Origin of the sequence: Mesorhizobium sp. AR02, from assembly GCF_024746835.1 — a bacterium.
GTDB lineage: Bacteria > Pseudomonadota > Alphaproteobacteria > Rhizobiales > Rhizobiaceae > Mesorhizobium.
In genome coordinates this window covers 3,756,394-3,769,695 of record NZ_CP080531.1, presented here as the reverse complement: position 1 = coordinate 3,769,695, position 13,302 = coordinate 3,756,394, and the positions used below count along the sequence as shown (strand labels likewise).

The following is a 13,302-nucleotide window of genomic DNA, read 5'->3' as shown; positions in this document are numbered from 1 at the left end:
TGCGACGTTACGGTCGCCTAAGCCGGGGGGAAAATGGTGGCGCAAAAACTGGTTGGAGAAACGCAGCCCGCCTGGGACGACATGTCGCCGTTCGTGGTCCACTTCACAAAGGCTGCAAACGGAAAGTCTGAATACCAAAACTCAATGTCGATTCTCTCCAGCCGCAGACTGGAAGCACGGAATCCCTTTGGCATCGGCAAGAAGTACCTCGCAGCGCCTAGATGCGTGTGTTTCAGTGAGATCCCGCTTCACCAGATAAGGCGTCTCGCCGACAAGCGTGGCCCGTATGGGATAGTTTTCAAGAAGGAGTTCATCGTCGAGCAGAATGGCGGGCCCATCATGTACGCCTATCAGGGCACGACGCATGCCACAGTCCTGCGCAATCTGGCTGACGGCGCAGCTGGAAAGCCAGACGATCCCATCTGGCAAATTGCACCGTTTGTAGATCAGCCCGGCGTGTATGGGAAATCGTCTTACTTCTTCGAGTGGGAGCGAGAATGGCGGCATGTCGGCGATCTCGATTTCAAGGCGGCCGATCCAGCCTTTCTAATCATCCCTGAAAATTTGCATGGAGCAGCCCGGAGCTTCTTCGACGATGCCGAACGGGAGAATCTTGGCCCGAATTACAAGTGCCCATTCATCGATCCATACTGGGGTCTGGACAAGATCAAGAGCATTCTGATGCCGTAGACGATTCGGGAAGGAATGTTGCCACGCATGCATATGGAGAAGCAGCGCCCATCTCGTCGAAGACATTCGGCAAATGTCTCGCTACTCAGGCCTTCATTGTGTCGCAGGCTCCCCGTCCAAGAAATAGCCGGTTACGAAATTTCCATGGATTGCTTTATTCCCGCTGGAACAGGAAATAGCCCAAGACTTCCACTCGCGCTGATCGACCTTGTCAACCGACGGGCGTTCCGGAAATGCCAGCCAAACGCCTCGCCGGGCATCGGGCCTGGGACCAGATGCGCCGTTCGGAGGCGGCTCCAGCTCACCTGTGTGAAGGGTTCAACGTTCACGAGTTCGGCCACGCCGACGAACCCTCCCAGGTAACTCGCGTCGATGTCAGGGAAGCGGGCCGACGCCTCCGGTGCGGGTTTCTTGCCGGTATGCAAGGCAAGCAACCCGCGGAAGTCGGTCGACCAACTTCGCACTTCAATCGTCTTGCGCCCGAGGAGGATCAGTTCCGCCCAGGGCTGTTTGATGCTGAGAGCGACAAGCGAGTGCGGAAGAATGGTGTTCGTCATCACGGCACCGGGAACGTCTGGATCAGCTCATGGGCAAATCGCCGCTCGATCTCAAAAATCGCGCTCATCGTCAGCTTACCATCCGAATGCGCAACCGCTTCGCGCACGATCTGCGGCGCCTCGAATGCGAAGCGCTCGGGTCCATAGGAGGATGCCGTGAGCTTGCGTGCCCATGCCAGATAGGCGTCGACATGGATGCGCGCATCAGCATCGGCAAAGTGCGGGTCCTTTCTCGATGTGAGGTCGACCGCATGGGCGACGTCAGACCCCGGCAACGCGGTCCGGCGAACGACGCAAGGAATGCAAAGTCCACAGGGTTGACCGATGCGCTTGGTGATTGCACCAAGCACCTGACGCGATGCGAGGTTCCAGCAGGTCTCCGTACCCAGAATTGTTTTCTCGAACCGTTCGGCGCCGAGATGTGACTTCATGGCATTAGCGGCTTCGCGCTTGGTCAGCGAGAGAAACGGATTTTGAACTGACAAAGGCTCGCCGAACAGGTTCGAGAACAACTCGCTCGCCAGCGTTTGCAGCATTGGATGGGCATGCCGGGTCATCCGGTAGGTCGCTGCCGGCGGCATCGCGATCGCCAGCGGGCCATTTTCAAATTGCAGCAGAGTCGAGGCTCTGTAGGATCGCGCGACCATCGCGCCAAGCGCGAGGAACAGGAAAGAGCGATATTGAAACTGCCCGCCGATTCGGCGCCGTCCGTTGGCCCAGGTGCACCCCATCTGGACATGGCGCTTGAATTCGAACTGGCCCGCCAATTGGGTCTGCTTCGCCTTCGACCCGTAGAAGGACGCAAGCGCCGCGTCGGTCCCGTTGCGGACCAGCCAATCGAGGCCGCTGGTGCTGTCCAGGCCGGCCGAGAACAAGGCGACGTTCGAAACGTGGTCCGGCTGCGCCCCATCCATGGAAAGACGGTCGAGCGCGCTGTCCCTTTTTCGCTCCGAGAATCCGAACGTCCACTCCGCGTTGCCCAGCAGCCGCAAGATTGCCTTGAGCGCGGCGAGGCTTTTCGGCGTCCATGCAGAGGGCTCGCGCACCGACATCTGCACTTTGACGGATCGCACGCGCTGGCTGGAGATGCGCTTGGGAATGTAGCGTTCGACCTCCCCGACGAGGCGCGCGATCTCGAGGAGGTCGAGCGCGCGGCGGTCAAGGCCGTTTGGTCCGAGACCTGCCGCGTCGTGCCATTCGATGTCGGCCAAATCCAGGTCGAGCACATGTGTCTCCGGCCGCGGCGCCTTCGTGATCTCGACGCGAGCGGGAATGGCTGCGGGCGCGCTCATTGGCCGGTCACCAGTTTTGCGTAGTTGGCGCCAACCGTCCGAAGGAAGTCGGAGACATCGGCCTTGCCTTTGCGGACGAATTTCTCATCAAAGCGCTGTTGGATGGCGGCAGCGATCGTATCGGCGGCGCGCTCGACCGAAGGTGCCGATGCTCCGAGATCGATGCAGGACTCGCCGGCGATGCTCTTGGCGATGACTTGTCCGAGGAAACCGCGGCGAATGGCGCCCTCGTTTGCGAGGCGGGTCCGATCCATGGCTGCGTCGACGGCCGCAGCATCTCCTTGCTCGGCGACGACTAGGTCATCACCCGCCAGGGACGTTGCCAGAAAGGAGCGCAGCGCCAGCCCCGCGCGGTCGATGTGCCTTTCATCAACGGCGTCGCCGTGCTCCTGTAGCGCTTCCTCGATCACCATGTCGCAATAGGCCGTAATCGATCCCGGACCCTTCGCGACGTCGGCACTGTCGAGAATATCCGACCAGCTTTCCGTTTGAACCCTGCCGCTGAGTTGAAGCAGGCGGTCGAGCAGCGTGGTCGCAAAGGGGTCGGCGAGTAGCCCCGCCATGAAGCTGGCGCGCCCTCTCTCGCGCAGCAGCGCATTGATTTCGCGCGTCAGTCGAGCCTGGTCACCATCCGCGGTCAGCATCCGCGCGATGTCGCGCAGATGCGTGATCGCCCGCAGCAGAGATCCGCCCGAACCGGACGATCCTTCGCCTCCCGTGCCTCGCGAAGGGCCCGAACCGGACGATCCCGCGCTCCCCCCGCCGAGCGAACCGCTCCCTCCGCCAAACCCCCGGTTCCCATTTAACCTCTTCCCTCCCATATCTCCGCCGCGCCTTGCCGTTTCCATGGATCGGGCACCCTTGCGGCCTGCGGGGACGCCAGGAAGGCGGCCCATGTCTTCTCATCCGCTCCGGCCAGGACATCGAGGCCTGCGGCGGTTTCCGCCACGCGGCATGCATCGTCGTAGCCCGTCAGCCCCGGCAATCGTTGAATGTCGGCCCAATTCTCTTCGAGTAGAGCCAAAGCGACTTTTCGATCCGCAGCGCTTCTTGCCGCAAGGCATCGAGCGCCGCGGATACGACCGTTCATCACAACACGCTGCGCCCATGCGTGGTCGAACAGGCTGAGCGACCGCAGACGCGCGCGCTGATCTTCCCAGGTGAAGTTGCGGCGACCGGTGCGCACGGCATTCCAAGCAAGCCTTTCGGCAGCGATGGCCGCTAGCAGCGGATAGCGGCGGACGGCCCGACCGTTCGAGAGGTCGGTGAGTAAGCCCGCAGCCGTTTGATCGTCGCCGGCAGCTTCCGCGATGCGGGTGCGGGTGTAGCTGAGCTCCATCTCGACCTCGGTCAGGCCGCGAGCTCTGGCTGCTTCAAGCCCCTCTTGAACAAGCGCCTCGGCGCGGTCACGCGTGGCACCATCGATGGGGCGCGGTGCGGGATCGAGAATGCATTCGGCGGCATTTCGGCAGGCGGCGGCGAAGAGATGAGCGCGCACCGGGTCCTCATAAGCCGAGGGCCGGATTTCGTCGCGGATCGCCTCGTAGTTCGCCAGTGCGCCTTCGTAGTTATGGTCGAAATACTGGGAAATGCGCGCAAGGTTGAGCCGGTATTGCAGCAACTCAACCACCGCGCCGGGAACACCCCCATCGACGGCCGCCTGCGCATTGGTCACCGCTGCCTCGGCCTGGCGCCGCATCTCCGCCTGCGCTCCGGGGCGGGCCACATCTGCCTTGAAGCATTCCGACAGCATCGCATGTTTGCGCGCCCGATCTCCGGGCTCGCGAAAATGGCGGCGATCGAGGATCGTACGCGCGAGCCCGAGGTTCTGCAGGAGGATGGCCGCCTCGACGATAGCGAGGAGGGGTGCATCATGCAGGCTGTCCAGCAGTATCCGGCTTCGCGCCGCAGCGTCGAACAGCCTTGAGCGATCTGAGACGGTCCAGCCGGCACCAGCGACGAGCCATGCGGCGTTTACCGCTTCGGCGCCTGCGATCCCCTCATCGAGCGCGACATAATGGCGAACCACTTCTATCAGCGCACCGAAATCGTGCGCGACCGGCTGGTCCAGCAGCAGCGTGATGCAGGATCGGCGGCCTGCCGCGATCGTCTCGGGCGGCAGGCACTCAAGCATGCGGCGTCGCGCCGTTTCGGTCAGCACGCGTTGGCCAGCGACACGGACGCAGAACGGATCGAGCTGATCGATGCGACCTGCGTCGACACCGGCCACTTGCGCCACTTTGTGCATCGCCAGCGCACGCTCGGATACGCTCAGGATCGCGGACCCCAGCGGTTCAGCGCGGGCAATGGCTTCGACTTGGTCACGCGCCGAGTTCGACATCAGCTGATCCATCGCCCATCCCCTGGCCGCGTCGGGTGGAGCCGATCCGGCAACGACGATCGAGCTGCCCGGCGCTGCGCCCACAAGCACGTCCCAGGCGATCGGCGTGTCGGGAACGTCTCCCAGCAGCAGGACAATATCCGGAATTGCGAGAAGCCGGACAAGCCCATTCAAGCCCGTGTCGCGCACAGCACCGATGGCATACGCGATTTCGCAATCATGGTGCCGTGGATCAAGCTGCCGGACGGCATCCTCAGCCCACAGTCGTAGCCGTTGATCGAAGGTTGCCCCGGCGCGCGGGAGGATCGGGACGACCGGCCGGCCCGTGTCGCGACGGATAGCCGCGCCGACCGAGAGCAACCGAGAGCGGGACCCCGCGTCAATTCCAATGCTGCCGGTCGTTGCAAAATATCGGCCAGGACGGTTCCACGTCTGTGCAAGCGCGGATGAAGCTTCATCGACCGGAGCCAGCCCGTTCCCCAGTGCGGGAAGTTCATTGCCATCGGACAACAGACGGACAGCCACCCAGGATGCCGGAAATGCTGGCTCGTCGCCCCAGCTGATGGCGTCAACGGGTTCGCTCAACGACCAGACGGCCGGCGCTGCGTAGTCCATTCGGCCATCGCTGATTACATCGGTATTGAGCGCGGCCGCGCGACAAACCGCTGCAGCGACTTCCAGCGGCTCTCCTGACGCGAAGGAGCCGAGAAGTGCCTCGAGCATCGGGCGAGCTGCGCGCACTCGGATTCGCGATCGCATCGCGAGGACGGCAATGCCGCCACTTTGGCTCAGCGTGCTTAGCGCGGCACTTCCATCAACCTGCTGCGACGGCTGGTTTTCATCCTCGCCAAGCGAGCACGCCCAGAAAATCCAGAACGGCGGCGCGGTTTCCGGAACTGCGAACAACGTCTGCGCAAGCGCGGAAACGGCCAGCCAGCCATTCTCAGCCGCCGCTGTCCGCACCTCGGGCCCGGCCACGCGGCGTCCATGTCCGAAATAGATCACGACGTTGGGTTGCAGTGCTTCGGCGCGGGCAACGACGACGTCGAGACTGTCACCGCGAAGCTGCGCCAATTCGAAGCGCTCGATCCGACCGCTCGCCGCTCGCGCGGCACTCAGTGTCCCGGCAAGAAAATCCTGAGCTGCCTGAGGATCAAAGGCGCGTTCGGCCCCAGGATGTCCGACAAGTGCCAGAACCCGCATCCGAGAGGGTACTGCACTGAAACTGAAATTCCGGTCCTGATCGACGGTGCGCAGAGGTGCCAGCTTGTGGCGGTTAAGCGGATTGATCTCGGCCTGAAAGGCCTCCCATGGCACCCTGGCCTCGTCGCCTGATCCGATCCGCAGCACCAGAGGTTCGCGATCCTCAAACATTCGTTCGTCGAGCGCGGCAGCGATAGCATCCGTTCTGAACGCGGATCGGAATGACGTTCTCGAATCGCGGGACCACAGGTCGAACGGGCGATCGAAAAATGGAAGCCGCAATCCGCCAAGCGCGATCTCCCGATCCTGTCCCGCGCCCTTCAGCTGAACGACGGGACGAAGCCAACGGGATGAACAGGAAACCTCGGCAACTTTCAAGAACCCCACCAGGCCCGAATCTGCCGAATCGGGTTCACCTGCTCCGCGTCGCCGAGATGCTGTTCGTCGTTCTGGCCGAAGGCCTGGGTGAGCAGCGCGAGCGCGCCAGCGCCATAGGCTAGGGCTTCGTGAATGCTGCTGGGATGACCTATCGCCGAAGCGATCGCACCCATGACCGCCAGGGACGCCACGTTCAACCAATAAAACCGGCGGCCGAGATAAGTCGGCATTTTCTCGAATCGCTTGCGAATTACCTTGATGAAATCTGGGAGAACGCCCCCAAGGGCACCCAGCAGTGCTGCCCACAAAATGTCCATATGATCCCCCGCAGATATGTTCTTATACTATAGCAAAGGCGCGTTGACTATTGGACGCACACTGGCCCGATCCATACCTCGTGGAGCCGATGCTCTGTCCTTCGCTCATGGCTTGGCTATTGGCCGTCGCCTGCCCGGGCTCGCGCGCGAAGGGAGCTGCTATCGGCTGACCCAAATAGATAAAGCGATCAGTCGCGTTCACGAACTTTTACTGGTCCACCCCGATCTCGCCCGCAAGCACGGCGCTCGTCATCAGCTTGGTGCGATCCATCCGCGTCGAGAACGCGGTCGCTTGGTCAGATGTCAGTCTTTAGCGACGCGCCTGTCAGGGCACGAAGTGGCCCTGAGTCGGGTCCTTGGCGAAAATTCACCTTTCCATCCGAACCAGCAGCGGTCGGCGGTGGTTTTGCGATTCCGAAAGCCCAACCGGAGGTTCAGCGACCACCAGGGGAAACCGATCAGGACGTGCAAAATCGGAAACCCAGATTTCAGATCTCCCTGATCTCCGTATGCCCTGAACGGCGGTGGCGGCCATGAGCATGACGAAGCCCCACCCGCGAAGGTGGGGCTCCTTTGTGTCCCGGTCTCAGTCGCCGTTGCGGCGGGACCAGATGAGATTGTGCTCGCCGCCGTCCTCGGCCTCGACCAGGCTGGCGTAGATCGGGGCGGGGAAGCTCGGATCGTCCAGCTTGACAGAGAGATACTCGCGGCCGGTCTCGCGGGCGGTTTTCTTCCAGGCCGCGCCGAACTCGACCGAGGGGCCAGCGATGATCCGGTAGTCAGGGCCGCGTTCGCTTTCGCCCTCGGTGGGGACGAACTTGGCCTTGACGTTGAGGGTCAGGGTTTTGACCGAGCCAGTGAAGCCCGAGTTATTCTCGCCCTTGGTGAAGCTTCCGATAGTCGCCATTGTGCTCTTCCTTCTGTTCCTCGGGCCGCGCCTATCGCGACCTCGATGGGGGTCGTGGGACCGGAGACGATCGACCCGCACCCGCAGGGCTGGAACGCAGTGGAAGGCGGCCGCCGCCAGCTTTTTTGCTTCGCGATGCAAAGCCGCAGGCGGCGGAAAAAAGTTGGCGGCGGACGTTGCGGGATGACGATCGAGGCAAAGCCGATCTTCGGTCAGACCCAATCCATTCGAGGACGCCGTGGGCGTGGCTGGCAGAACTGTTGGGAGAAACATGATGGTGATTGGCTCCCCGTCGCCAGGGGTGAAAATGACGGTGATGCTCCGGCCGGTCCTACTCCGCCTGACTTTCATCGGCCAGGCTGGCACGCAGCCACGGATAGCCACACGGCTCCTGAACCCTTCATCCTCTTCGCGGTGTCGTGACGGTGAGGCCGAGGCAGGTCCCCGCGCGACGCTCAGCGATTTTCGGCGTCACAATGGATGATCGGTTCCGTCCCACACCACGCGGTCGTCGTGCCGAAGGTGACAGCGTGCGCAGCCCATGGTCCTGCCGCTGGCGCGCGAGGCCTGGACCGGGGGCTATCCTTGTTCGGCGCTTCATGCGAGAGGGCCGTGAGCGCCGCCCTTGCGTTAGCGATCGACGCCGAATGGCGGAAACGGGCCGCAGGCGTGGTTCCGGCGCAGCCGAGAGGGCGGCCCGAAGGGCAACGCCATGTCGCTCTTGAAGACGCAATCCTATCAGGCCAAAATCAAAATCTACGAACGTTTGCTGGATGTTCTTAGAGCGGAAATCGAGAAAGGAGCGCTTCTCATGCGTGTGAAACCCGAGCTTGATCCTGATGTCGATGACGAAGCTCCGACGGGTTTTAACCTCATCACGCCCTATGACGAAGTGCATTACGTGACCTATCTCCGGCTACTCGACGCGGAGAAGGACGGCGCGGATCGGGCCGAGGTTGCCCGCATCGTCCTGCATCGCGATCCCGCCACCGACGAGAAACGAACCCGGCGATGCTGGGAAAGTCATCTGGCGCGAGCGCACTGGATGACGAAGCGCGGCTATCGGCGGATTCTGGCGCAAGCGGTCGGGGAAATGAAACACCGCGATTCCTGATCGGACCCGACCGGGCTCCGCTCTCTTACGGCTGAACCGGCCTTCGGGCTGGATCGGGTCCAGCGGCTGCCATCAACCGCAACAAAGCCGAGAACCCGACGAACAGGCCGCCCACGATACAGAACAATTGCCGCCAGATGTCCGGGGGCACGTATTCGCGCGTGACGCCGTAGACGAGCGCATATCCTGCGATCACGGCGGGCGCGGTGTAGACGAGCGCCACGGCGATCTGAAGTATGGGCGAGCGCACAATGCCCAGCAGCGAGAATGCCAATCCGAAGACCAGCATTCCGACAACGATGCCGACGAGGACGGCGCCGAGGAAACCTGCGCCGGAATGAAATGCGAAGCGGGCAACCTCTAGCCCCAGCAGCAAGGGCAGCGCATAGGTCGCGAGCGTGAAGGCAAGCATGCACAGCATGCCGATCAGCACGACGCATGCGATGATCGCGATGATCATGATCTGTCTCCTTGACGTCTGCCGACCGTCCTCTCGCTCGGATGGGGGCTCTCCTGAATTGGCCTGCCTATTGTCCGCAAGTCGCGCGGCTCTGTCGACCCTTTCCATCGCGCCATGGTTTGATCCTCGCGGTTGATCGGCATCGAGCTGGAGGACTCGGATCGAGTTCAACGCGGCGCTCGCAACGATCTGTGTTTCCAGGATGGCAAGATGATGCTCCGCGATGGCGCGCACCTGCGATCGACGTGATCCCTCATGATCGTTGTTCCGATAGTCAGGCTGTCGAGGTTTCCGGCCGCGCGGGTAACGCGCGGCCGGAAAAATTCCTCTGTAGCGAAGAGAAGGCCGGGGCGGCCCAACGCCGCCCCGGCCCGGCTCTTACTCGGCGGCGACGGGGAAGCTTTCCTCTTCCGTTCCGGGCATGCCGTCCGGTATCGGCGCGGTCTCCGGCTGCTTCCGCAGCCATGCGGGCTGCGTCGTGCGCAAGAGGCTGGGAAGCCAGCCGGTTCCGGCCAGAAGCTGCTCGGCGGCTTGCGCCATTGCCTCCTTCTTCATCCCCGCCATTCGATCCGCCGCCTCATCGCCGACAGCCTCGCGCACGGCAGCGAGGATGTGGGCCTTGGTGACGCGACCGAGATAGGTCCGCACCGTGGGCAACCAGTGCGCCGTCATATCGAGAGTAACCGCCGTCGCCAGACTGTCAGCGGTTTGCTGGGCGTAAGGCTTGCGCTCCGCAGGCTGTTTCACCGCATTGACGGTGAGCGAGGCGCAATGCGCGAGCAAGGCCATGACGCTAGCATGGTCGAGGCCAGCGATGAAGCCCCACAGGTCCGCCACATCCCGTGTCATGTCCGCCGCCCATCCTTCATGACGATCCGTTAGCGCCTTTGCTGCTGCCGTATCCTCGATGCCGTCCGCGTGGCTGGCGAGGGTGCTGCTCGTCGACCGGATTCCGAGGCAGGACGCATCCACGCCACGATAGAAGGTCTGCACAGCGAGCGCATGGGTGACGGCGATCAGCGCCATGTCCGGCTGCTCGCCCAATACCAAGCGAAGGCCAAGCGTCCGGCGCGCCGTCAGGTCGCGGATGAGAAGGTCCGACAGCGGCTTGCCGTCGTCGCCTGCATCATCATCCTCGGCGTCGAGTGCGGAAACATGATTTCCTTCCTCGCCGCTTTCGCCGTCCTCGATGATCTCGCCATCGGCGCTGACGCGGTGGCCTTCGACCTCGGTGCAACCGTCTTCGGCGTCCTCCGGTTCCGGCTTCTGGTCCTCCGCCCGGATGAACCCCCGATCGATCCGGGCCGTCCCGTCATGGTTCAGCACCACGAACACGCCGCCGCGCGCGATCTCGTCCGCATCATAGGCATGGTGCAGGGCGTCGATGCGCTCGATCTCGGCTTCCAACTCCCCGAACCGCTGATCCACATCGTCGGGCAGTTCCTCGGCGCTGTCATATTGCTCGGTCAGCGCGTCATATTGCGCCTGCGCGGCCTCGGCGGCGGCGGTGTCTTCCTCCGAAAGCTCCACAGCATGCGGATAAGCGCGGCGCATGCCGTGCGCGTGCGGGAAGTCGATATGGACGCTCGTCCACTTCCAGCCTTCCGTTTGCCGAACCTCGTCGGCGATGCCTTCCAGTCTCTCGATGACAAGCCGGTCCAGCAATGCCGGGTCTTCATAGAAACCGCCTTGATCCTCGGTGAACAGATCACGTATGATGGTGCCGCCCGCTTCCGCATAAGCTTCCGGCCCGACGAAGATCGCGCGTCGATCCGTCGCCTCTATGTTGGTCTTGGTCAGGTCGCGGCGGATGATCCACGGCTCGCGGTTATACGACAGGCTTTCGTAAACCTGTTCCTGTCGGGCATGGTCCTCGGTGATGGCGAAAGCCATCAGCTGGTCCAAGGTCAAATCGCCATCGCGATACACCTGCATCAGCTTCGGGCTGACCGCACCCAAGCGAAGCCGCTGGCGAACGACATGGGCGCTCACGCCGAACCGGGCGGCGATCTCTTCGGCTCCCCAGCCCTTGCGTTCTGAAAGCTCCCGGAATCGCTCGACCTGATCGGGAACCGACATAGCCTCGCGCGTGACGTTTTCGTCCAGACTGATTTCCTGCGGGTCGTTCTCGGTATCCAGGACGCAGCGGATGTTTTCCGTCTTCCTGATCTCCTTGCGCTTCACGCGCAGCAATTGCGCCAGCCGCCGGCCCTCGCCGATGGTGACGAGGTAGAAGCCGGTTGCTTCACCGTCCGCGTTCGCCTCCGGCTCAATCACAAGATTTTGCAGCATCCCCTTGGCACCGATACTGCCTGCCAACGCCTCGATGTGGGCCTCGCTGTGCGGGGTCTTCCGGGCGTTGCGGGGTGACTTCTTGAGCTTGTTCAGTGGCACAAAAATCTCGGTGCCGCTTTGCGTGGTCGTCTCGGTCTTCGCATTTGTGGTCATCGTCTTTCTCCTATGGGCTTGGGTTGAAGCGCAGCGCTGCGCTGCAACCCTGCCCGTCGGCGAGACCGGGGTAGCAAGGGCAAGGGCGGCCGGGGCGGAGGGGTATCTCCCGGCCTGCACAAGCGGATTTCTGGGATTACGGAAGTGCTGAAAGACGCATCTGCGCGGAAGGTCGGGGAGACCGCCCCGGACGGCGCCGGCCCGCCGGCGCTTTACCCTTGCCCGCGCGAGGGCGGAGCCCTGAGCGAAATCGGCCGGCGTGAGCGCCAGCGGGAGCCGGGCAATAGTGCGATCAGGGATGTGCGCCTTGGGGGCCGGTCGAGTGTCCCTGATCTCCGCCACGGTCAGGGCGTTACGGGGGGTGTCCCCACAGAAGGGGTCGGCCGAGACAACAGGCTCGGACGCAGGAGGGAAGGCTCTCCCCCTCCGGGGGTGGCCAGGCCGCTTTTCGTTGCGAGTCAGACTTCGGCCGGCCCAAAGAAGTTGGCGGCGAAGTAGTCGATAACTTCGGCTGCCTGAGTTCCTTCCCCGAACCATCGCTGCTCTTCGAAGTCGATAAAGGGCGTTAGGTGGATAAATTGGTTCTCGGCATAGAGGGAGATCACCGCCTCGGGATCTAATCCACCCGATCGCAGCCCTGTCATGTTGTTTGCCGCCTCGGTCGCGGCGCCAATCATGACGTCTGCCAATTGCACAGCGGGACTGGCCTTCGAGTCGACCTGGGTCACTTCGGTGAGCTTGAGCGGAAATTTGATGGAGGCAATCTGGGTTTGGTGAAACTCGACATCCTGATCGTGATTGATGAAGCGCTGCAGCAGCTGGTAATACCGCAGGAGGTTCTTGGACTGGTCATGTTCGACTCGGTAGGCCCCATCGGCCATCACTTCCATTCGGCTGATCAGTGACTGGAGCACGACCAAGGCGGCGTCCGTGTCCACGCAGGGGTTTGCTATTGCATTGAGGCATTCGGGGGCCGCGAACTGAGCCAACGGGTCCAAGGCCTCCGGAAGCTGCCGCCATCGCGTTGCGGCGGCGGCGGCGACTAGCGTCTTCATCGCCGCCGGGGTCTTTTCCTTGACGGCATTCTGGAAGGCCATGAGCAAATTGTCGAAGGCTGGCTGTCCGAGGAGAGTAGGCCTACGAGGGTAAGCAGCGATGCCATCGCGTAGTTCTGACCGTTTGCATAAAAATCCATGCCCCTCTCGTAGTAGAAAGGTTCGACGGCGTAGTCGACGAACATCAGCACCAGCAGAAAACGCTTATCGCAGATCTAGGTCACGCTCTTGTATTGAGTGAGAAGATCGCGCTGCAGCGATAGCAGTCGCTGGTGATTGCCTCCCGGCGCGACAGCGAGCGGTACTTGAGTTCCGGTCCTTGTAGCCTCGGGAAATGTTCCTTGATGAGACGTGCGGCATCCTTATCGCTGATCGCGATCGCTGAAGCGCCTTGGAAATGCTGATCGGGACTTAGAAGGTCGAACCCCGTATAGCCGCTCTCGTCGATGCGAAAGCACTCCATTTTTATACTCTGTGACAATATCGGCCCCGCCTTGCTGTGGTTCAGAGGCGTGTTTTGCTTCTTTCTCTAAATACGCT

Annotated in this window: 12 protein-coding genes; 2 read left to right on the top strand and 10 right to left on the bottom strand. The window is 62.4% G+C overall.

The window, feature by feature from the left end:
- The first annotated feature begins 33 nt into the window (after nt 1-33).
- Nucleotides 34-690: an abortive infection system antitoxin AbiGi family protein gene (locus tag DBIPINDM_RS22420; RefSeq protein WP_258581284.1), complete on the top strand. Its 657-nt coding sequence runs from the start codon at nt 34-36 to the stop codon at nt 688-690.
- A 131-nt stretch (nt 691-821) separates the two neighbouring features.
- On the opposite strand, the gene DBIPINDM_RS22415 is transcribed toward DBIPINDM_RS22420, so the two are convergent.
- The 6 genes from DBIPINDM_RS22415 to DBIPINDM_RS22390 all read right to left on the bottom strand — a co-directional run bounded on the left by DBIPINDM_RS22415 (nt 822) and on the right by DBIPINDM_RS22390 (nt 7,685).
- On the bottom strand, nt 822-1,247 hold the full coding sequence (locus DBIPINDM_RS22415; RefSeq protein WP_258581283.1) for an ASCH domain-containing protein: 426 nt from the start codon (nt 1,245-1,247) through the stop codon (nt 822-824).
- Nucleotides 1,247-2,539 carry a hypothetical protein gene (locus DBIPINDM_RS22410; RefSeq protein WP_258581282.1) on the bottom strand — a complete coding sequence of 431 codons (1,293 nt, stop codon included), beginning with the start codon at nt 2,537-2,539 and terminating at the stop codon, nt 1,247-1,249. Before DBIPINDM_RS22410 ends, DBIPINDM_RS22415 begins: the two co-directional genes overlap by 1 nt.
- The gene (locus DBIPINDM_RS22405; protein ID WP_258581281.1) at nt 2,536-3,183 is read right to left on the bottom strand and encodes a hypothetical protein; all 648 of its coding nucleotides are present in this window, start codon (nt 3,181-3,183) and stop codon (nt 2,536-2,538) included. Before DBIPINDM_RS22405 ends, DBIPINDM_RS22410 begins: the two co-directional genes overlap by 4 nt.
- Nucleotides 3,184-3,341: 158 nt before the next feature.
- Nucleotides 3,342-6,461: a hypothetical protein gene (locus DBIPINDM_RS22400; RefSeq protein ID WP_258581280.1), complete on the bottom strand. Its 3,120-nt coding sequence runs from the start codon at nt 6,459-6,461 to the stop codon at nt 3,342-3,344.
- Nucleotides 6,458-6,778, bottom strand: coding sequence for a hypothetical protein (locus DBIPINDM_RS22395; protein WP_258581279.1), 321 nt, complete (start codon nt 6,776-6,778; stop codon nt 6,458-6,460). Before DBIPINDM_RS22395 ends, DBIPINDM_RS22400 begins: the two co-directional genes overlap by 4 nt.
- 586 nt (nt 6,779-7,364) lie before the next feature.
- Complete coding sequence (locus DBIPINDM_RS22390) at nt 7,365-7,685, bottom strand: DUF736 domain-containing protein (RefSeq protein WP_258581278.1); 321 nt, start codon at nt 7,683-7,685, stop codon at nt 7,365-7,367.
- Between the two features lie 811 nt (nt 7,686-8,496).
- Here DBIPINDM_RS22390 and DBIPINDM_RS22385 point away from each other — a divergent pair.
- Nucleotides 8,497-8,799, top strand: a complete 303-nt coding sequence (locus DBIPINDM_RS22385; RefSeq protein WP_258589312.1) for a DNA -binding domain-containing protein — start codon at nt 8,497-8,499, stop codon at nt 8,797-8,799.
- A 25-nt stretch (nt 8,800-8,824) separates the two neighbouring features.
- Here the strand turns inward: DBIPINDM_RS22385 and DBIPINDM_RS22380 are convergent, their stop codons facing one another.
- The 4 genes from DBIPINDM_RS22380 to DBIPINDM_RS22365 all read right to left on the bottom strand — a co-directional run bounded on the left by DBIPINDM_RS22380 (nt 8,825) and on the right by DBIPINDM_RS22365 (nt 13,225).
- Complete coding sequence (locus DBIPINDM_RS22380; RefSeq protein WP_258581277.1) at nt 8,825-9,259, bottom strand: hypothetical protein; 435 nt, start codon at nt 9,257-9,259, stop codon at nt 8,825-8,827.
- Nucleotides 9,260-9,637: 378 nt separating this feature from the next.
- Entirely contained in the window at nt 9,638-11,707 is a 2,070-nt protein-coding gene (locus DBIPINDM_RS22375) for a ParB/RepB/Spo0J family partition protein (RefSeq protein WP_258589311.1), read from the bottom strand.
- A 458-nt stretch (nt 11,708-12,165) separates the two neighbouring features.
- Complete coding sequence (locus DBIPINDM_RS22370) at nt 12,166-12,804, bottom strand: DUF3800 domain-containing protein (RefSeq protein WP_258581276.1); 639 nt, start codon at nt 12,802-12,804, stop codon at nt 12,166-12,168.
- A 178-nt stretch (nt 12,805-12,982) separates the two neighbouring features.
- Nucleotides 12,983-13,225, bottom strand: coding sequence for a hypothetical protein (locus tag DBIPINDM_RS22365; RefSeq protein ID WP_258581275.1), 243 nt, complete (start codon nt 13,223-13,225; stop codon nt 12,983-12,985).
- Between the last annotated feature and the right edge of the window lie 77 nt (nt 13,226-13,302).

Bases quoted from the DNA above. Each gene is read 5' to 3' on its own strand.
- DBIPINDM_RS22420 (WP_258581284.1), top strand. From the start codon at position 34: ATGGTGGCGCAAAAACTGGTTGGAGAAACGCAGCCCGCCTGGGACGAC.
- DBIPINDM_RS22415 (WP_258581283.1), bottom strand. From the start codon at position 1,247: ATGACGAACACCATTCTTCCGCACTCGCTTGTCGCTCTCAGCATCAAA.
- DBIPINDM_RS22410 (WP_258581282.1), bottom strand. From the start codon at position 2,539: ATGAGCGCGCCCGCAGCCATTCCCGCTCGCGTCGAGATCACGAAGGCG.
- DBIPINDM_RS22405 (WP_258581281.1), bottom strand. From the start codon at position 3,183: ATGCTGACCGCGGATGGTGACCAGGCTCGACTGACGCGCGAAATCAAT.
- DBIPINDM_RS22395 (WP_258581279.1), bottom strand. From the start codon at position 6,778: ATGGACATTTTGTGGGCAGCACTGCTGGGTGCCCTTGGGGGCGTTCTC.
- DBIPINDM_RS22390 (WP_258581278.1), bottom strand. From the start codon at position 7,685: ATGGCGACTATCGGAAGCTTCACCAAGGGCGAGAATAACTCGGGCTTC.
- DBIPINDM_RS22385 (WP_258589312.1), top strand. From the start codon at position 8,497: ATGCGTGTGAAACCCGAGCTTGATCCTGATGTCGATGACGAAGCTCCG.
- DBIPINDM_RS22380 (WP_258581277.1), bottom strand. From the start codon at position 9,259: ATGATCATCGCGATCATCGCATGCGTCGTGCTGATCGGCATGCTGTGC.
- DBIPINDM_RS22375 (WP_258589311.1), bottom strand. From the start codon at position 11,707: ATGACCACAAATGCGAAGACCGAGACGACCACGCAAAGCGGCACCGAG.
- DBIPINDM_RS22370 (WP_258581276.1), bottom strand. From the start codon at position 12,804: ATGGCCTTCCAGAATGCCGTCAAGGAAAAGACCCCGGCGGCGATGAAG.
- DBIPINDM_RS22365 (WP_258581275.1), bottom strand. From the start codon at position 13,225: ATGGAGTGCTTTCGCATCGACGAGAGCGGCTATACGGGGTTCGACCTT.